At 53.0% G+C, this 19,336-nt stretch carries 16 protein-coding genes and 1 pseudogene; 10 read left to right on the plus strand and 7 right to left on the minus strand.

Annotation, left to right across the window (positions count from 1 at the left end; all coding sequences use genetic code 11):
• The first annotated feature begins 184 nt into the window (after positions 1 to 184).
• Positions 185 to 1,846 (plus strand): long-chain fatty acid--CoA ligase, encoded by a 1,662-nt coding sequence (locus tag AC3WQT_RS23015; RefSeq protein ID WP_492707458.1) that lies wholly within the window; start codon positions 185 to 187, stop codon positions 1,844 to 1,846.
• Positions 1,847 to 2,270: 424 nt separating this feature from the next.
• Here the strand turns inward: AC3WQT_RS23015 and AC3WQT_RS23020 are convergent, their stop codons facing one another.
• Entirely contained in the window at positions 2,271 to 2,816 is a 546-nt protein-coding gene (locus AC3WQT_RS23020) for a PaaI family thioesterase (RefSeq protein ID WP_492707460.1), read from the minus strand.
• The gene (locus tag AC3WQT_RS23025; RefSeq protein WP_492707462.1) at positions 2,813 to 3,280 is read right to left on the minus strand and encodes a PaaI family thioesterase; all 468 of its coding nucleotides are present in this window, start codon (positions 3,278 to 3,280) and stop codon (positions 2,813 to 2,815) included. Before AC3WQT_RS23025 ends, AC3WQT_RS23020 begins: the two co-directional genes overlap by 4 nt.
• A gap of 255 nt (positions 3,281 to 3,535) precedes the next feature.
• On the opposite strand from AC3WQT_RS23025, the pseudogene AC3WQT_RS23030 reads away from it, so the two are divergent.
• From AC3WQT_RS23030 to AC3WQT_RS23040, 3 genes and pseudogenes are all read left to right on the plus strand, one after another.
• A pseudogene (locus tag AC3WQT_RS23030) lies at positions 3,536 to 3,868 on the plus strand (type 1 glutamine amidotransferase family protein); the annotation flags it as partial.
• Positions 3,869 to 4,015: 147 nt separating this feature from the next.
• Positions 4,016 to 4,399, plus strand: a complete 384-nt coding sequence (locus AC3WQT_RS23035) for a helix-turn-helix domain-containing protein (protein ID WP_492707721.1) — start codon at positions 4,016 to 4,018, stop codon at positions 4,397 to 4,399.
• 104 nt (positions 4,400 to 4,503) lie between these two features.
• The gene (locus AC3WQT_RS23040; RefSeq protein ID WP_492707464.1) at positions 4,504 to 5,088 is read left to right on the plus strand and encodes a PilZ domain-containing protein; all 585 of its coding nucleotides are present in this window, start codon (positions 4,504 to 4,506) and stop codon (positions 5,086 to 5,088) included.
• A gap of 16 nt (positions 5,089 to 5,104) precedes the next feature.
• Here the strand turns inward: AC3WQT_RS23040 and AC3WQT_RS23045 are convergent, their stop codons facing one another.
• On the minus strand, positions 5,105 to 5,845 hold the full coding sequence (locus tag AC3WQT_RS23045; RefSeq protein ID WP_492707466.1) for a glycine-rich domain-containing protein: 741 nt from the start codon (positions 5,843 to 5,845) through the stop codon (positions 5,105 to 5,107).
• Positions 5,846 to 6,255: 410 nt separating this feature from the next.
• Between AC3WQT_RS23045 and AC3WQT_RS23050 the strand changes: the two genes are divergently transcribed.
• The 6 genes from AC3WQT_RS23050 to AC3WQT_RS23075 all read left to right on the plus strand — a co-directional run bounded on the left by AC3WQT_RS23050 (position 6,256) and on the right by AC3WQT_RS23075 (position 14,110).
• The gene (locus AC3WQT_RS23050) at positions 6,256 to 7,935 is read left to right on the plus strand and encodes a methyl-accepting chemotaxis protein (RefSeq protein WP_492707467.1); all 1,680 of its coding nucleotides are present in this window, start codon (positions 6,256 to 6,258) and stop codon (positions 7,933 to 7,935) included.
• Between the two features lie 51 nt (positions 7,936 to 7,986).
• Complete coding sequence (locus AC3WQT_RS23055) at positions 7,987 to 8,838, plus strand: HDOD domain-containing protein (protein WP_492707469.1); 852 nt, start codon at positions 7,987 to 7,989, stop codon at positions 8,836 to 8,838.
• Positions 8,839 to 8,991: 153 nt separating this feature from the next.
• Positions 8,992 to 9,972, plus strand: coding sequence for an MBL fold metallo-hydrolase (locus AC3WQT_RS23060; RefSeq protein WP_492707471.1), 981 nt, complete (start codon positions 8,992 to 8,994; stop codon positions 9,970 to 9,972).
• 78 nt (positions 9,973 to 10,050) lie between these two features.
• A complete protein-coding gene (locus AC3WQT_RS23065; RefSeq protein ID WP_492707473.1) occupies positions 10,051 to 11,289 on the plus strand; it encodes a cytochrome P450 in 1,239 nt (412 codons plus the stop codon).
• A 30-nt stretch (positions 11,290 to 11,319) separates the two neighbouring features.
• Positions 11,320 to 12,492, plus strand: a complete 1,173-nt coding sequence (locus AC3WQT_RS23070) for an ABC transporter substrate-binding protein (RefSeq protein ID WP_492707475.1) — start codon at positions 11,320 to 11,322, stop codon at positions 12,490 to 12,492.
• A gap of 595 nt (positions 12,493 to 13,087) precedes the next feature.
• Positions 13,088 to 14,110 carry a BMP family ABC transporter substrate-binding protein gene (locus AC3WQT_RS23075; RefSeq protein WP_492707477.1) on the plus strand — a complete coding sequence of 341 codons (1,023 nt, stop codon included), beginning with the start codon at positions 13,088 to 13,090 and terminating at the stop codon, positions 14,108 to 14,110.
• Positions 14,111 to 14,112: 2 nt separating this feature from the next.
• Here AC3WQT_RS23075 and AC3WQT_RS23080 read toward each other — a convergent pair whose 3' ends face one another.
• The 4 genes from AC3WQT_RS23080 to xdhB form a co-directional block, all read right to left on the minus strand.
• Positions 14,113 to 14,301 carry a 4-oxalocrotonate tautomerase gene (locus tag AC3WQT_RS23080; protein WP_422999455.1) on the minus strand — a complete coding sequence of 63 codons (189 nt, stop codon included), beginning with the start codon at positions 14,299 to 14,301 and terminating at the stop codon, positions 14,113 to 14,115.
• Between the two features lie 60 nt (positions 14,302 to 14,361).
• The gene (guaD, locus tag AC3WQT_RS23085) at positions 14,362 to 15,681 is read right to left on the minus strand and encodes a guanine deaminase (protein ID WP_492707480.1); all 1,320 of its coding nucleotides are present in this window, start codon (positions 15,679 to 15,681) and stop codon (positions 14,362 to 14,364) included.
• 125 nt (positions 15,682 to 15,806) lie between these two features.
• Complete coding sequence (gene xdhC, locus AC3WQT_RS23090; protein ID WP_492707482.1) at positions 15,807 to 16,925, minus strand: xanthine dehydrogenase accessory protein XdhC; 1,119 nt, start codon at positions 16,923 to 16,925, stop codon at positions 15,807 to 15,809.
• 26 nt (positions 16,926 to 16,951) lie between these two features.
• Positions 16,952 to 19,318 (minus strand): xanthine dehydrogenase molybdopterin binding subunit, encoded by a 2,367-nt coding sequence (gene xdhB, locus AC3WQT_RS23095; protein ID WP_492707484.1) that lies wholly within the window; start codon positions 19,316 to 19,318, stop codon positions 16,952 to 16,954.
• Between the last annotated feature and the right edge of the window lie 18 nt (positions 19,319 to 19,336).

The raw sequence follows: 19,336 nt of genomic DNA on the forward strand, positions 1-19,336 counted from the left end.
TGTCTTGCTGAATAGGGGAATGCTTAACATTGTAGCTTCATGCTGCCGTTTGCAATACCTTTAAGCTAAGTGTTGACAAAATGTTTCAAGTTTCCGATAAACATCATTATTTTGCGAACGACCGTGCAAAAAAGAATTAGGTATGGCACTCTAATAAAAAAACCGAACATAACGGAGACAGCCTATGAACACTTTGCACTACGCCCACTGGCCGCAAGGCTTGCCGCATCATCTGATCACGCCAGAAGCCAGCGTGTATACGAATTTGCAGGTATCAGCCCTGCGCTACCCGGACAAGGCTGCGATCATCTTTTATGACACGGTCATCACCTATCGCCAACTGCACGAAGAAGTGCTGGCGCTGGCTGGCTATCTGCAAGAGGTTTGCGGTGTACAAAAAGGTGACCGTGTCTTGCTTAACATGCAAAACTGTCCACAGTTCATCATCGGTTTTTATGCCATTTTGCGGGCTGATGCCATGGTCGTCCCTGTCAATCCCATGTTGATGACGGATGAACTTAGCCATTACATCGCCGACAGCGGTGCCAAAACAGCCCTGGTCTCCCAGGAAATTTTTTCGCGCCTGCAGCCATTAGTAGGCCATAGCATATTGCAAAATGCGATAGTAGCCACTTACTCCGATCATTTAACAGCGGCCACCAACCTGGTCATCCCTGACTTTGTAAAGGCAGAACGCCAGGTGCCAGATCAGGCTGGCGTCCATAGTTGGCGAACGGCAATAGAGGCCGGATACCAGCCGCATGCCCATGCGGCAGGCCCGGACGACCTGGCCTGTATGCCTTATACCTCGGGCACGACAGGCAAACCCAAGGGCTGCATCCATACCCATCGCTCCGTCATTTTCAATACGGTTGCCAGCCCCACCTGGTCGGGCAATATAGTTGCCAATCATGTGTCTTTGGCAGTGCTGCCATTCTTTCATGTGACTGGCATGCAATCGGTGATGAACAGCATGATTTACTGTGGCGGCACTCTGGTCATCCTGCCGCGCTGGGACAGGGATGCGGCAGGACAGCTCATCACCCGCTATGCGGTCAGTAACTGGACGCTGGTGCCATCGATGATGATCGATTTCCTGTCCAACCCACGTCTGGCTGAATATGATATTTCCAGGCTGACCAGGGTATCCGGAGGTGGCGCAGCCATGCCCGCTGCGATTGCCCAAAAGCTGCTGGACTTGTCTGGGCAAGTCTATATGGAGGGTTATGGCTTGTCAGAAACCATGGCCGCATCCCATGTCAATCCGGCACAACGCATGAAGCAGCAATGCCTGGGCGTGCCCTATTTCAATGTCGATTCACGCATCGTTGACCCGACCACCCTGCAAGAAGTTAAACAGGGCGAAACTGGCGAAATCTGGATACATGGCCCACAAGTCTTCCAGGGTTACTGGAACGACCCGCAAAAAACCGCCGACTCTTTCGCCGAACTCGACGGCAAAAAATTCTTCCGTTCCGGCGACCTTGGTTACATGGACCCGGAAGGCTTCTTCTTCTTCACCGACCGCCTGAAACGCATGATCAACGCCAGCGGCTTTAAAGTCTGGCCCGCCGAAGTCGAATCCATGATGTACCAGCACCCCGCCATCCAGGAATGCTGCATCATCGCCGCCCACGACGCCTACCGCGGCGAAACCGTCAAAGCCGTGGTCGTCAAAAAACCTGGCAGCGATGTGACTGCCGAAGACATCATGACCTGGGCACATGAAAAAATGGCCGCTTACAAAGTGCCCAAGTTTGTCGAGTTTGTGGATAGCTTGCCGAAATCAGGGACGGGGAAAGTGATGTGGCGGACCTTGCAGGAGAAGGAAGCGGCGAAGAAATAGCTAAGCTTTAAGTAATTTAAATGCGGTTGTGATGGTGTTGGTTTTGACGTTGGGTTTGTTTTTGAATTTTCGCCGTTCCCATGTGTAGCCGCCATTTGTGCTGTGCAGAAAATGGATTAAGAAATGCCCGTGTTTGAGCGTTGCGAGTTTCGGGCATTTCCCATTTTTTGTACCGCATAAATGGGAACCCCGCAGGGGCGGCTACGCCTGGGTCGCCTTTCTTTGAATTCTTTCTTTGGCGACGCAAAGAAAGAATTTCGGCCGCCGGGCCGAGACCCGGCTTGTGTCCACGGAGGGCAATCGTTTTAATCAAAGTACGGTAATGCAACGAACGCCACTGGGCTCCTGCCTGCACAGGAGCGACGAATCTGAGATTCGTCGCTTATCTTATGATTGCCGTTCATCGACAGAACCCCACCTTCTCTCAAGGCAAAGGAAAAATCAGACATGTCGTCGTTGCATGCGCATAAACCCTCCCCGCCGCATCCACGATACGCCCCTCAGCAGTACCTACCTGCTTGCCCACCTGTATCACCTTGCCCTCAGCCCGCACAGGCCCGGTCTTGGCGCTCATGGCCCGGATCAGGTTTACCTTGATTTCCAGCGTGGTATAGCCAACGCCGGCTGGCAACATCGATTGCACGGCACAGCCAACGGCAGAATCAAGCAAGGTACAGAAGTAACCGCCATGCACACTGCCCAAAGGGTTGTAGTGCTGCAAACCCGGCGTACCCTGGAACACGATACGGCCAGCCTCACCTTCTACCGGGATGAAATCCAGGGTCTTGCCTATATGGGCGACCGGATATTTACCTTCGAGGATGCCGCGTAAAAAATCGATACCGCTGACAGCTTTCAATTGGTCCAGGCCCAATACGCCAGGTTCAGCCATGCGGGCGCGGACTGCGGCTTCCTGTTCCTGCCATTGTTTCAAGACCGCAGTTGCGTCACTCTTTGCATCACTCATCATGCATCCTTCCGGGGGAATAGAATCATTTGGGTACAACGGAACAGGGCAATCGTCTTGCCCTCATAACTGACTACGGCATCCCAGACCTGGGTAGTGCGGCCCAGATGGACTGCGGTGGCAAGCACGCTGATGGTGCCCGCACGCGCAGTACCCAGATGATTGGATTTCAGTTCTATGGTCGTAAAACTCTGTGCCCCCTCTGGCAGGCTGGCGACGCAGCCATAACCGCAGGCGGTATCAGCCAGGGTAACCACGCTGCCTGCATGCAGATAGCCGTTGGGTGCCAATAAATGGGGCAAGACCGGCAATTCTGCCGTGACTTTGCCTTTTTCTACGGTCAGGATGTTGATGCCCAGGTGGCCGGGTAGAAACTTGGCACCGAACTGGTTCAGGCGTTGTGCCTGCTCTTCCGCCGCCACCGTACTATTCACGGTTTCATTCAGTGTATCTGCTGAAGTCATCATTTTTCCTTTATGAATTTAAGCTACATTCTAGTTATTGCAGGAAAGTGCTGACAGTGTCAGTATTGACTCTTTTAATGCAGATTACGACAAATGGCACATATCGAAGTCTGGCTCTACCCTCAATGCATGGCATCTGCGGTCACTGGCCCGCTGGATGTGTTTGCTGTCGCCAATGCCATCTGGTCGCTCAAGAATGTCGATGAAGTAGATCCCTTGTTCACCTGGAGCACCCATTCCATCGATGGCAAGCCTGTCATGACACCTGCCAAAGTCAGCCTGGGTGCCGATGCCTGCATACAGGCCGACAGCAACGCCGATATCATTTTATTACCAGGCCTGTATATGGAAAACGGCATTACGGGCCTGACCAGCAGCATGCATGCCATGCGTGAACTATTCCCTATCTTGCGGGCCAGGCATGCGCAGGGCTGTGTGCTGGCGGCCAATTGCAGCGCCACCTTCTTGCTGGCTGAAGCCGGTTTGCTGGATGGTGGTCACGCAACGACTACCTGGTGGCTGGAGAGAGCATTCAAGACCCGTTATCCCGAAGTCAGCCTGCGTCTGTCGGAAGTGCTGGATGAATATGAAAACATCCTGACCAGTGGTGCCGCCACCAGCTTTTTGAATCTTGCCTACCATCTGGTGGAGCGCTTTGGTGGCCAGGATATAGCCAGCGGTGTCGCAAAAACCCTGCTGATCGATGCCAACCGCACTTCGCAAATGCCCTATATGCAAATGCTGAGCCTGACCCAGCAAGATACCCATCAGCATGAAAACATCCTGGTGCAGCGGGCACAGAAATGGCTGAGCCTGAATCATCACCTGCCCTTCCGCCTGCCTGCACTAGCCGGACACCTGGCGGTCAGTGAACGTACCGTAATACGGCATTTTCACCAGACCCTGGATACCACCCCAGCCAGCTATGCCCAGCAAGTCAAGATGGATATCGCCAAACGCCTGCTGGAAACCACCACGCTGACACTGGAGCAAGTGGCAGAACGCACGGGTTATAGTGACCCTAGTTCATTCCGCCGCCTGTTCAAAAAACATTCGGGCCTGTCACCGGCCAGTTATCGCGAGCAATTCAGACCCGCTAAACGGGCTACAGTCAGTGCTTAAGTAGCAAAAAACAGCTACAAAATTAATACAAAAAATAGCATGAAAAGCCGCAATAATTTCCACATGGAAATTATTGCGGCGGTTTTTCTCTATATAATGTTGCCATGCACAAGCTACCAGGAAAAAGAAAAGTCTCTTATGGCGCTGATACGGTAGCGCCAGAAGCACCTGTATTGCTGAAGGATGAGACGCTTGTAGATGGGCCTTTGACACCGCCGTTTGTGACCCCGGATCTGGGGGATACCATCCTGGTGCAGGATACGCCCCCCTCTCAAAATGCAGCGATTTCGGATACGCTGGCCAAATTCAATGTCGTAAAAACGCAGCTCTTGCGTTCACATAACCGCTACCTGGTGAAATGGAAAATTGCCCTGATTCATGAATTCGGCGGTAAAAAACTGAGTTATTACGGCAAGATCAATGATATTTCCGAAAATGGTCTCAGCATGTTCTGTGATTACAATGTCTTTTTTAACGGCAAAGTAAAACTGGTCATGACGCTGCCGCCCTTGAACACAGGCATGCAAGCGCAAAAAATAGAAGTCGAGAGCAGGATGGTGTACACCATACTCTCGCAATTTTCTTTCCGCATCGGCCTGGAATTCTTGAATTTCCACGATGGCGAAAAGAAAATATTGATGGACAGGCTGGAAAGCAGCAATGCAGCGCTAAGGCCGACCGGCGGATAATTACCAGAAACCAGCGCTAATCCCCTCCCCCACCACAACCACCGCCGCAACCCCCACTACAACCTGAACTGTCACCCCCACTATCGCCACCGCCACTATCAGCATGGCTGCTGTGACTGCTATGATGGGTAGTATCACCAAAATCATAGGATGTGTCGCTGCCGCTACTGCCACCGCTGCCGCCATAGAAATCACCACCGCAATACACCGTGCCATCGCCATTTTTGCGCAAGGCACTGCAATCGGGTTCATAACGAAAGCCATCAGCAATATTCCATTTGGCATCCAGCGCAAACAGCAGTGGCAAGCGTGTCGCACGGCGTGGATTGATGTTTTCTTCCAGGCAGGCAAACCACCAGGTGCGGCGCAAACCCTCATTGCCACGCTGGCTGGCACCCAATACCGCAGCCGGTGTGTGGTGCATGTAACGGCCAAAAGCTTTTTTACAAAATTGCTCGTAGTTTTTTGTATATAGTATAAATTCATGCCAGAGGTCATCGACCACCTGCGAAGGCATGGAAATATGTTTGAAACCCGATTTCAGATACACCAGAAAAAACTGCCGCAAGGCGCGCGCGACCAGTTGCTGGTCTTTTACATTCAGATCAGGACGCTGTTTGTGTAGTCTTTCCAACAGTCCGGGTGGAAACATATACGTGCGAATATAGTCCGCCTGCGCTGCCCGACGCCAGCGCGTCCAGACGTAGATCAGACTGACCGCCAGCACAAGTACAACAACGCTGAGTAATAAGGGCATCAAGCTTGCTCTCAATCAATAGAATTTAACAAAAACATGTGCCATACATGCTTTGCGGCAAAGCAATTTTGGCATAGTATGGATACAAAGGTATATCGTACCGGCAAGGTAGACTGCACCGTAGCTTATTCCAAGACCGGTATGAGATACCAGATTTTCTCTTCCCCGAATTCTGATATGTTGTTTTATGAAAAATATTTTTTCTCAGGGGCTGATCTGAAATCTTGTACGTCATTCACATGATTGCCTGGAGCGACAAAAACCAAGCGTCGCATGATAAATACGGATAACGTTGGCATGCGGCTTGCATGTTGTCATGCAAGCGGAAAAGTCAGAGCAAGCAATACCAGGCAAAGATTTTATGTAAGCACGACCTCGTAGTAACTGAGCTTCTTTAAGGGAGATTCACTATGAATTTGCGTCACTTGCGCATAGGTACCCGACTCGCTGTGGGCTTTGGTGTGATACTGGCGACCCTGGTACTCATACTCATCATCGACAGCATCTTCAGTGCCAGTAACCGCAAGGAAATGGTTGCAGGTCTGGAACTCTCCCATAGCAAAAGCGAACTTGCTGCCACCATGAAAAGCAGCATGCTGGAAAGTGGCATAGCCATACGCAATATAGGTTTGCAGACTGACCTGGGCGAAAGTGACAAACAAAATGTCATCTCCAAAAAGCAGCAAGCCCGCTTTGCTGAAGCAAGGGAAAAACTCATTGCCCTGGGTCTGAGCGCAGAGGAAAAAAAGATTATCGATGCGGTATCCGACCTGGACAAGCAAATTGATTTTCCCATCAAGGAAGCCATGAAAATGTTGCTGGCCTTCAATGGTGAAGAAGCTGTGAAGCTGATCGCCACACAAGTTGACCCATTGCAACAAAAAGCCATATTGGAAATCAACAAACTGGTCGAGATTCAAAACAAGGCTGCTTCTGAATTGTCTGCCACGGCAGAAAGCAAGGGCAAGCAACTGACCTTCACCCTGTTCGCCATTGGTGCAGTGATCTTATTATTTGGTGCAGGCTTTTCCATCTTCCTGACGCGCAGTATCACCACACCTTTGCGGGATGCAGTCTCAATTGCCAAGCGCGTTGCTGCCGGTGAGCTGACCTTCCGTGAAGCGGCTGACGGCACAGACGAGATCAGCGAGTTGCTGAATGCCCTCAAAGAGATGAGCGATAACCTGCACAATATCGTCAGCGAAGTCAGGCAGGGTACAGACGCCATCGCGATTGCGGCAGTAGAAATTTCTAGCGGTAATTCTGACTTGTCTTCCCGCACAGAAACCCAGGCTGGTGCGCTGGAAGAAACCGCCAGCTCCATGGAAGAAATCACGGCAACGGTCAGACATAATGCCGACAATGCCAGACAGGCCAATGGCCTGGTCACCTCTGCTTCCAACTTCGCCATCAAGGGTGGTGAAGAAGTCGGCAAGGTTGTCCACACCATGAACTCCATCAAGGAAAGCTCACGCAAGATTGTCGATATCATCAGCGTCATCGACGGTATTGCCTTCCAGACCAATATCCTGGCTCTGAATGCGGCGGTGGAAGCAGCGCGCGCCGGTGAACAGGGCCGCGGCTTTGCCGTGGTGGCCTCAGAAGTGCGCAATCTGGCACAACGCAGTGCCAGTGCTGCGAAAGAGATCAAGACCCTGATCGGTGATTCTGTAGAAAAAGTCGATACCGGTGGCAAGCTCGTCGATGCCGCTGGCAAGACCATGAATGAAATCGTCAGCTCCGTGAAACATGTGGCAGAAATCATGTCTGAAATCACGGCTGCTGGCCAGGAACAAAGTTCAGGCATAGAAGAAGTCAACCGTGCCATCAACCAGATGGATGAAATGACACAACAAAATGCAGCGCTGGTAGAACAGGCAGCAGCAGCAGCAGAAAGTATGGAAGAACAAGCCAATAATCTGGCCAGGGCGGTGTCTGCCTTCAAGCTGGATAATGCCAGCAATACCGTGCGCAGGGTACAGCAAGTGCAAGCTACTCCCGTGCGCAACGACTATACTGAAGAGGAACCCTCCTTGATCATGGCAACTGCTGGTAAACTAGTGAGGGCACTGGGTTTCAATAAAAATTAGCGGACCGTGGGGAGCAGATGCCCTGCATGGCACTGCTCCAACAAACACATTATGAACAAGTCGGCAGCATTAAAGAGTATTGTTGAACAAGCCAGCAAGGGTGATCTGGTCTTCCCTACCAATGTCAATGCCTCGCTAAAGATACAACAGGCTCTCGACGACCCGGACTGCGGTATAGAGACAGCCGCAAAACTGGTCATGACTGAACCCCTGATGTCAGCCCGTGTGGTTGCCATTGCCAATTCTGTTGCCTATAACCGCTTCGGCGGGGGTGTTACCAATATCCGCACTGCCATTACCATACTGGGCTTCAACACCCTGCGCTCGGTCACTGCCGCCGTTGTCATGCGCCAGCTAAGCGCAGCAGTCTCTGACCCGGCCATACGCAACAAAATGGAAGCCCTGTGGCGTCATTCTGCCTATGTCGCTGCGCTGGCCCACCTGATTGCCCGCAAGGTCAGCAAGGTGGATGCCGAGACAGCCCTGTTCGCCGGTATCGTCCATGAAGTTGGTGGTTTTTACCTGCTGTCGCGGGCTCAGGAATTCCCGGCTCTGCTGGAAATCGATACTACTCCAGTTGCCACAGATGCCCTGGCGGAAACCGATGAAACCTTCATAGGCCGCGCCGTTTTGAACAAATTGCTGGTACCCAAACGCGTGGTATCAGCGGTAGAAGCCCTGTGGTATGGCATGCGTGTCATGCCACCAGAAACCCTGGGGGACACCCTGTTGCTGGCCAATGAACTGGCCGCCGTGCCATCGCCACTGGACCCACGTTCCCCAGAAAACATACGCCAGTCAGCCTCGGAAATTGATTTTGCGGTCGGCGAAGGCACCCTGCTTTCCATCCTGTCTGAATCGGCGGAAGAAGTCGATGCCCTGACTGCGTCCCTGATCAGCTAATACTGGTCAGAAGGCGAACAAGCTGCTCCCAACGAAGTTGGCAGAAATTCGGCATAATAGCTGTCGCATTTACAATTTTTTTGCCCGTCACAGCAAGCTGCCAGGCTAAAGTTGCCAGCCTGCTGAGTCCCTGCCAACTTCAAAGGAAAAACCATGCAATTGAAAAGTTTGCTTCGTTCCGGCCTGTTCAGTTCTTCCATCCTCGCTGGCATTGCCGTGTTTGGCATACCTGCCATCAGCGCCCACGCTGCCGCACCGATGGTGAAAACCAGCGCACCCGGCTTTTACCGCAGCATGCTCGGTGATTTTGAAGTCACCGTCCTGTCTGATGGTGCAGTACCCTTGCCTGTCGATAAACTGCTGACCAATACCACGCCAGAAAAAGTCGGCAAGGCACTCAGCAAATACCATTTGCAATCCCCTGTCGTGACTTCGGTGAATGCCTACCTCATCAACACCGGCAGCAAACTGGTACTGATAGACAGCGGTGCCGGCGTCTTCTTCGGCCCTACCCTGGGCAAGCTGCAGACGAGCCTGAAAGCATCCGGTTATCTGCCTGAGCAAATCGATGAAATCTACATCACCCACATGCATACCGACCATATCGGTGGCCTGGTAGATGGTGACAAAGCAGCTTTCCCGAATGCTATCGTACGCGTAGACCAGCATGACACTGATTACTGGTTAAGCCTGGCCAACCTGGACAAGGCTCCCGCCGATGCCAAAGGCAGTTTTGAAAAAGCCATCGCCATCCTGAAACCCTATGTGCAGGCTGGCAAGTTGAAGTCCTTCGAAGGTGATACAGAACTGGTACCCGGCATCAAAGCAGTCGCTTCCCATGGCCATACCCCTGGTCACAGCATCTACAAGGTAGAGAGCAAAGGCCAGACCCTGGTCTTGTGGGGTGACCTCATGCATGTCGCTGCAGTGCAGTTTGAAAACCCGGCAGTCACCATACAATTCGATAGTGACAGCAAAGCTGCTTATGCACAAAGGCAAAAAGCCTATGCTGATGCAGCGCAGCATTCCTACCAGGTAGGTTCTGCCCACCTGTCCTTCCCTGGCTTGGGTTATATACGCAAGGAAGGCAAAGGCTATGCATGGATGCCGCTGAATTACGTGCCACTGCCATGATTTGAATTGTCGTCAGCCTGATTGACAGTACCCGGCAAATCGGACACAGTGCAAACTCTGTCCTTTGCCGGGATTTTTATGCCTTCTCAGTATCAGAATACCGTCACATCAGCGCCGCTTATCAGTGATGATTTTGACCTGCGCCACCTGCCCGCAGATTTTTACCAGAATCCCTATCCCTACTACCACGCCCTGCGCGAACAGACGCCTGTGCGCAAGATGCCGGATGGTTCTTACCTGCTGACGCGTTATGCCGACCTGGTGCATGTCTATAAAGATGCCAAAACTTTCAGCTCGGACAAAAAGCTGGAGTTCAAACCGCGCTATGGTGATTCACTGCTATATGAACATCACACCAATAGCCTGGTCTTCAATGACCCGCCGCTGCACACGAGGGTGCGCCGCCTCATCATGGGCGGCCTGACACCGGCAGCCATGGCCGATACCGAGCCTGGCCTGATCAAACTGGTCGATGGCTTGCTGGACCAGATGGCAAGTAAAAATGATGTCGATCTCATCAGCGATTTCGCTTCTGCCATACCGGTAGAAATCATTGGCAATTTGCTGGCTGTACCACATGATGAACGCGAACCTTTGCGTGAATGGTCACTCGCCATCCTGGGTGCGCTGGAGCCCGCCATCACGCCAGAATTTTTTGCCTATGCCAATCAATGTGTTGCAGAATTTCTGGATTACCTGAAACAACTGGTAGCACAGCGCAGACTGCATCCCGGCGATCCCAAAACCGATATGCTGACCCGCCTGATAGAAGGTGAAGCCAATGGCGAAAAACTGACTGAAACCGAGCTCCTGCAAAACTGTGTCTTCCTGCTCAATGCCGGGCATGAAACCACCACCAACCTGATAGGCAATGGCCTGGTCGCCCTGCAGGAATGGCCGGAACAAAAAGCCCGCCTGATCGCCCAGCCAGAAATGATCAACACCGCCATCGAAGAATTCCTGCGCTTTGAAAGTTCCAACCAGCTGGGCAACCGCATGACGACGATAGACACGCAAATCGGCGATGTCGCCATTGCCGCTGGCAGCCGCATCAGCCTGTGCATAGGTGCGGCCAATCGCGACCCCTTGCAATTTCCTGACCCCGACAAACTGGACATCAGCCGCAGTCCCAACCGTCATCTGGCGTTTGCCTCCGGCATACACCAATGCGCAGGCATGTTCCTGGCGCGGCTGGAAGGCAGGGTGGCAATTTCTCGTCTGCTGGCACGTTTTCCCGATTACAAATTAAGCGCAGCACCCGTCAGAGGTGGACGCGCACGCTTCCGCGGTTTTTTATCTGTACCCTGCAAACTATAAAACTACCCACAACAAAAATACGGAGACAAAATGAAAGCAAATACCCACATCAAAAAAAGCCTGCTGGCAGCAGCAGCGACCATGCTCTGCGTCAGCCTCAGTATCAGTGCCCAGGCACAGATCAAGATAGGCGTTACCATTTCATCGACAGGCCCGGCAGCCTCGCTGGGCATCCCTGAGAAAAATGCGATTGCCATGCTGCCCAAGGAAATCGCGGGCAAAAAAGTCGACTACATCGTCCTCGATGATGCCTCCGACACTACACAAACCGTGACCAATACCCGCAAGCTGATCTCGGAAGAAAAAGTAGATGCCATCATAGGTTCGACCACCACGCCAAACTCCCTCGCCATGCTGGGTGTCATAGGTGAAGGCAAGACCCCTACCATCAGTCTGGCATCGAGCAACCGCATCATAGAACCCATGGATGTCAATAAAGCCTGGATGTTCAAGACCCCACAAACCGATACCATGATGGCCATCGCGATTGCCGAAGACATGAGCAAGAAAGGCATCAAGACCATGGGCTTCATCGGTTTCTCGGATGCCCTCGGAGAAGCCTTCCTGGTGGAAGTGACGAAGTATGCTGAGCTCAAAAAGATCAAGGTCGTAGCGACTGAGCGTTTCAGCCGCAGTGATAACAGCGTCGTCGGCCAGGTCTTGAAACTGATGTCCAGCAATCCAGAAGCTATCGTGGTAGGTGCCTCCGGCACACCCGCCGCCCTGCCACCCAAAACCCTGGCAGAACGCGGCTACAAAGGCCGCATCTACCATAACCACGGCGTCGCCAACAGCGACTTCCTGCGCGTCTGCGGCAAAGACTGCGATGGCACTTTCCTGCCCACCGGCCCGGTCATGGTCGCCAGACAACTGGCCGACAACAACCCCGTCAAAAAAGCTGCATTGGATTTTTCCAACAAATTTGAAACCACCTACGGCGCAGGCAGCCTCGCTGCCTTTGCCTCCTATGCCTGGGACGCTGGCCTGCTGCTGCAACAAGCCATCCCCGTCGCCTTGAAAAAAGCCGCCCCCGGCACTGCAGAATTCCGCGCAGCCTTGCGCGATGCCCTGGAAGCGACACAGGGCCTGGCCACCACCAACGGTGTCGTCAACATGAGCAAAGCAGATCACCTGGGCCTCGATCAAAGGGCGCGTGTCATGGTGCAGATCAAGGGTGGGAAGTGGGTTTATCAGGCGGAGTAAGAGGAGAAAATTTTAAAAATTAGTCCGCAGAAATTGCAGCAATAGCCGCATTGACGTTGCTGTTGAATTTGACGTTGCGGTTGACTTTGACTTTCCGCAGTTACCATGTGTCGACGCCATTTGTGCAATACAGAAAATGGAAAGAGAAAGGCCGATGTTTGAGCGAAGCGAGTTTTCGGACTTTCCCATTTTTTGTATTGCACAAATGGGAACCCCGTAGGGGCGACGACGCCTGGGTCGCTTTTCTTTGAATACTTTCTTTGGCGACGCAAAGAAAGTATTTCGGCCGCCGGGCCGAGACCCGGCTTGTGTCCACGAAGGGCAATCGTTTTAATAACGACCCAAATGCACGACGACGCCACTGGCCTCCAGCCTGCGCTGGAGCGACGTTAATACGATAGCGATTTATCGTCTTCAATTCATATAGCGCATCGCAAAAAAACCAAGCGCAACTAACACAAGCCCCCTCCCTCATTATCCCCCCAAACCCATATTCAATATTGCCTCCAACCCCCTGAACAAACACAATTTTCCTCCAAGATAAAAAGCTCATGCTGACCCCGAAGCCAGCAGTAAAAATACCCGGAGGACGACCATGCAAACCCACATCCGCAATAACAAAATCATCAGAGCAGCACTACTGATCATGAGCCTCATGATCAGCATGACAAACAGTCCAGCCCAAGCAGTAGAGCCACAAAAAATCTTCTACATACGCCCCGTCCCCGACAACGACGACCCCTACCTGCAACAAGGCAGCGACGGCATCAAACAGGCGGCGCAGATGTACCAGATGCAAGCCACCACACTGGCCAGCCAGCCCGACCGCGCGGGCAGGCAAAAGCAGCTGGAAAATGCCATCAGGCTGGGGGCGAATATCATCGTCATGATAGGCTATGAATTCAGGGAATTGCTCGATACCGTGCCGCGCACCGCGCCCAACATACGTTTCGTGATACTGGAACAATGCATCAGCAATCCACCACCCAACCTGCTCTGCATCAGCTTTCGCGAAAGCGAAGCCAGCTATCTGGCGGGCATGGAGGCGGCACTGGTATCAGCCAGCGGCAAGATAGGTGTCATCGGTGCTGTGAAAACGCCATTGAAACAAAAGCCTGTCGATGCCTTTATCGCCGGTGCCAGGTCAGTCAGGCCGGATGCTGACCTGAACCATATCGTCTGGATAGAAGGCAGCCAGCCCTTCAATGACACAGCCCGTGCCGAAGCACTGGCGAAGAGCATGCTGGCCGATGGTGTTGACATGATTTATGCGGCTGCTGGCAGCAGCAATAATGGGGTATTCAAAGCACTTGCTGGCAATAGCAAAGCGCGGGCCATAGGCAGCTATGTCAACCAGTGCCCGAAGACTGCGGGCAAGGTCATCGACAATATGCAGGTGCATGGCGATACGGCCATCAGTCTGGCAGTAGCAGCCATACTGGGTGGATCAACTGCAACCAAAGTTGAATATGGCCTCAAAGAAGGCGCAGTATCGCTGACCGGTATCAGCACTGATGCCGCATACTCCGACTGCGACATCCTGCGCCAGCGGCCGGTGCTGCAAAAACTGCGCGAAGCCAGTCAGGCGATTATCAAGGGCAAGTTGAAAGTGGACTAGACTTACTTCTTATCCGACCACAAAGTCCCGCCAGAAGCCCAGTCTTCGCGCTTCACTTCCTGAATGATGATATCCACAGCGTCGAGAGAACAACCCAGAGTCTGGGCGCTGGCTTCAGTAACGGCTTTGACAAAGGCACGCTTTTGCTCAAGCGTGCGGCCTTCAAACATTTGTACATTGATGGTGGGCATGGTTTTTCCTTGAAAGGTGTTGAACAATACCCACCATCATAAATCAGTCAGACAAGATTTTCACAACTGACGCTGATGGACCAGTTTGCCTGCTGCATATGTTGCAGCCACTGTCCTGTCATCCCCCAACAAGGCCAGTGCAAACAACAATTCATCCAGGCTCTCGGTATGTCCGGTACGACGTGCCAGCAAAGGCGTGGCTTGCGGGTCAAGCACGATAAAATCGGCTTCTGCATCCTTGACGAAATTGCCTATCGTGCCTTCGAGTTGCATGCTGCGTGCACCACCCAGGGTTGCCAGGTAAAACATGCGTAACGCAGGCAAATAAGTACCTCCGAGCCGTGCCATCTTGTAAGCTTCATTCATGGTGCGCAACATCGAGAATGAAGTACCGCCACCGACATCGGTTGCCAGTGACAGGCTGACTTGCTGGGCATCAGCGCGTTCAAAATTGAACAGGCCGCTGCCGAGGAAGAGATTGGAAGTCGGACACATCGCCACTGCCGATTGCGTCTCTGCCATGCGTGCGCGATCAGCATCATCGAGCCAGATGCAATGGCCGTACATGGCACGCGGGCGCAGCATGCCGTACTGGTCATACACATCGAGATAACTGCGTGCTTTTGGATACAGTGCTTTGGCCCAGGCTACTTCATCGGTATTTTCTGCAACGTGAGTCTGCAAAAAAGTATCGGGATAAGCCTGTGCCAGTTCGCCAGCGAGTTGCATTTGTGCGTCGCTGGAGGTTGGTGCAAAGCGTGGGGTGATCGCATATAACTGGCGGCCACGTTTATGCCATTTCTTGATCAGGGTTTCGCTGTCACGTATGCCGCCCTCGGCAGTGTCGCGCAGAAATTCAGGGCAATTCCTGTCCATCAAGACCTTGCCTGCCACCATGCGCAGATTGCGCGCTTCACTCTCAGTGAAAAAGGCTTCGACGGATTCTGGGTGGACGGTGCAATACACCATGGCTGTCGTCGTGCCTGAGCGCAGCAATTCATCAATGAAAAAATGCGCGACCTGGGCACTGTGATTGATATCTGCAAACTGGCGTTCAGTCGGGAAGGTATAAGTCTCCAGCCAGGGCAGCAAACCGGGCGCTGGCGAGGCGATCATGTCAGTCTGGGGGTAATGGATGTGGGTATCGATAAAACCCGGCACAATGAGTTTGCCACGGTAATCGATGACCTCGGTACCCTCAGGCAGGCTGGCATGCAGTTGCGCATACTCGCCAGCGGCGATGATCTTGCCGTCTTCAACGATCAACAGACCGTCTTCATGCCAGGCATAAGCCTGCTCATGAAAAGCCGGGTCTTGCTGGAAATGCAGCACACTGGCGCGATAGGCTTGCAGCGTGTTTTTACTTGAAATATTACTCATCGTGGTCTTTCTGAATTCTGTCTTGCAGGCGCAATCAAGCCAGACCACGACTTGTTCATCAAGTCTGCCGGTCTGGCGTCACATTCGCATTGATCTGGTGGGTGCTAAGCGCTAACAGCGAGAGTTTAACGCTTAGCCAGCGAGTGACACTCATCTAGCGCTCGTTTTTCTGTATTAGATGCAAAAACATCAGAGCCTATGCGTGCAAGTACACGGCTGAGTTCTTTTTGTTGATGGATTTCATGCTCTTCCCAGACCTGCAAAAGCTGGGCAGCGACAGAGGCAGCTATGACTGCGGGTTGCTTGCCGTGTATGCCGGGCAAGCCTATTGGGCAAACCATGTCATTCAGACGGGTAGCCGGTATGCCGCGTTCACGCAGGCGGCGTTCAAACTGCACGCGCTTGGTTTGCGAGCCGATGAGGCCAAACCAACCCACATCCGGCAAGCGCAAGATATGCTCAGACAGTTTCTGGTCCAGTGCATGACTATGCGTGAGCACGAGGAAGGATGTGCCTGGTGCAGCCCTGGCAATAAGAGCTTCTGGCGTATCTGTCGCCTCCACTGTGACATTGGCTGCCAGCCTGGTAGGGAACATGTCTTCGCGTTCATCCACCCAGGTAATACGGCAAGGCAAGTCAGACATGGCACGAACGATGGCAGCACCGACATGGCCAGCGCCAAACAACATCAGGTGGGCGCGGTAAGCCAGACAGGAATCGAGCAACCAGCGCTGGCCCGCTGTATCGGTCAAAACCTGGCAGGGATTGCTGGTATCGATTTGCACTGGCAAACCCGTGGGCCAAGCCGGACCTGTCAGGTGAGTGCCATTCGCATCGCATAAAGTCGACTCTTGCGCACTGTCCAGCGCCAGCAAACGCCAGCTATCCTGCCCCAGACGCCAGCGCTGGTTCAGGCAATTCAAGTAAGCCAGGCTGTCAGCTTGCACACGTTCAAACGCCAGATGCACGACACCACCACAGCATTGGCCCAGGCTGGGGCCTAGCGGGAAGCGTTCAAATCGGCGCTGGGCGGCAAGCTGGCTTTCTGGCATGGCCAGCATATTACGGGCGATTTCTGTCGCCTTCATTTCCAGGTGGCCGCCACCTATGGTGTCGAATAATTCATCTGCAGTGACCAGCATCTTGGCACCCGGCTCACGCGGGCCGGAACCCAATACCGTAGCGACCGTCACCAGTATCTTGGGGACGGCTTGTGTGGCAATTGCATTTAACCAAAGCTTCATGATGAACTCGCTTGTCTGATTTTATCTTAGCTGGCAGCAGCCATGGCTGCTACGCCATTGATGGCCGACAAAATCGCTTCACTGGTTGCCGGTGCATTCAGTGGCGGGTTATAGCGGTAATCCGCCACGCTGGCAATTGCGTCACGGATTGCGAAGAAAACAGAAAACGGCAACAACAGAGGTGGCTCACCAACAGCCTTGGACCTGTGTATGCTGTCCTGCACATTGCGGTTCTTGTAGAGGCTCACACGGAAGTCTTCAGGACAATCAGAAATCGCCGGTATCTTGTAAGTCGAAGGTGCATGCGTCATCAGCTTGCCGCCTTTGTTCCACCACAATTCTTCTGTCGTCAACCAGCCCATGCCCTGTATGAAAGCGCCTTCTACCTGGCCGATATCGATGGCGGGGTTCAGTGAATTACCGGCATCATAGAGCGCATCGGCACGCAAGAGTTTCCATTCACCGGTCAGGGTATCGACGATGACTTCAGAGACCGAAGCACCGTAAGCATAGTAAGAGAAAGGATTACCACTCATGGTTTTGGGGTCCCAATGCAAACCAGGTGTCGCATAAAAACCATCAGACCATAATTGCACCCGTGCCAGGTAAGCTTTTTGCACCAGGGCTTCAAACGGAATATCAAGGCCATTGACACTGACCAGGCCTGCCGCAAAGCGGATGTCTGCCAATTCGCCACCATAAGTTTTTACTGCAAATTCAGCGAGGCGCTGGCGCAGGGTATGCGCGGCATTTTGCGCCGCCTTGCCGTTCAGGTCAGCACCAGTCGAAGCAGCCGTGGCCGAGGTGTTGGCAACCTTGCTGGTGTCAGTGGCGGTAGCGCGCACCTTGTCCAGGTTCAGGCCCAGCTCATGAGCGACGACTTGGCAGACCTTGGTATTGACGCCCTGCCCCATTTCACAACCGCCGTGATTAACCAGTACCGAGCCATCGGTATAGATGTGTACCAAAGCACCGGCCTGGTTCAGATGGGTGACGTTAAAGGCAATACCAAATTTAACTGGTGTCAGTGCCAGCCCCTTTTTGAGGACAGGGCTGCTGGCGTTGAACGCCTTGATATCGGCACGGCGTTGCTGATATTCACTACTGGCTTCCAGTTCTGCCACCAGTTCATGGATGACGTTATCGACGACCTTCTGCCCGTACTGGGTGATATTGCGCCCCTCTTCGTCATTACGGCCGTAGAAATTGATCTTGCGTATCTCAAGCGCATCCTTGTTCAGGTCACGGGCGATATTGTCGACGATGTATTCAATCGCAATCGCCCCTTGCGGGCCACCAAAGCCACGGAAGGCGGTATTCGACTGGGTATTGGTCTTGCCGCACATGGCGCGGATATCGACATCACCAAGATAGTAAGTATTATCGAAATGACAGACGGCACGGGTTGCTACCGGTGCTGACAGGTCGGCAGAAAAACCGGCACGCGAGACCATCTCTACCCTTGCGGCGATGATACGGCCTTCGTCGTCATAACCGACTTCATAATCATAATGGAAGCAATGGCGTTTGCCTGTCACCATCATGTCGTCATCACGGTCGGCACGCAGTTTGACTGGGCGCTTCAGATGCACCGCAGAAATCGCTGCCGCGGCTGCCCACAAAGCCGATTGTGATTCCTTGCCACCAAAGCCACCACCCATGCGGCGGCATTCAACCACGATATTATGGCTGTGCACACCGAGTGCATGCGCGACCACATGCTGCATTTCACTGGGGTGCTGGGTAGAGCACAGCACCAGTATGCCACGGTCTTCCTTCGGTATTGCGTAAGAAATCTGGCCTTCGAGGTAGAACTGTTCTTGCCCGCCTACATACAATTCGCCCTTGACACGGCGTGGTGAGCGCTCGAATGCAGCCTGTGCATCACCGCGTTGCAAGCGCATCGGCGGCAAGACGAAAGACTGTGCTTTTTTCGCTTCTTGCGGTGTCAGTATCGCGGGCAATTCTTCGTAAGTAATCTCAGCCTTGCGCACGGCACGACGTGCATTGTCATGCGTATCGGCAACGACGATGAAGATGGGCTGGCCTACATATTCAACCAGGCCTTCGGACAGGATAGGGTCGTCATGTATGATGGGGCCACAATCATTGGTGCCGGGGATATCTTTGGCGGTGTATACGGCCACCACGCCACGCGCACTTTTGACTGCATCAAAATTCATGGCCACAATATTCGCATGCGCCTTGGACGACAGCCCAAGTGCCGCGTGCAGAGTGCCCTGCACTTCCGGGATATCATCGGTATAACGCGCCTCACCCAGCACATGCAAGACTGCTGATTCATGCGGATGCGATTTGCCAACCTCTGCCCAGTCTGCATTGTCTTTGGCAAGGTTTTTGTCTGTCAGGAAAGCTTCAGTTTGGGTATTCATGTTTTCTCCTGAGCTTCA

This window comes from Undibacterium sp. FW305-107 (assembly GCF_058788535.1).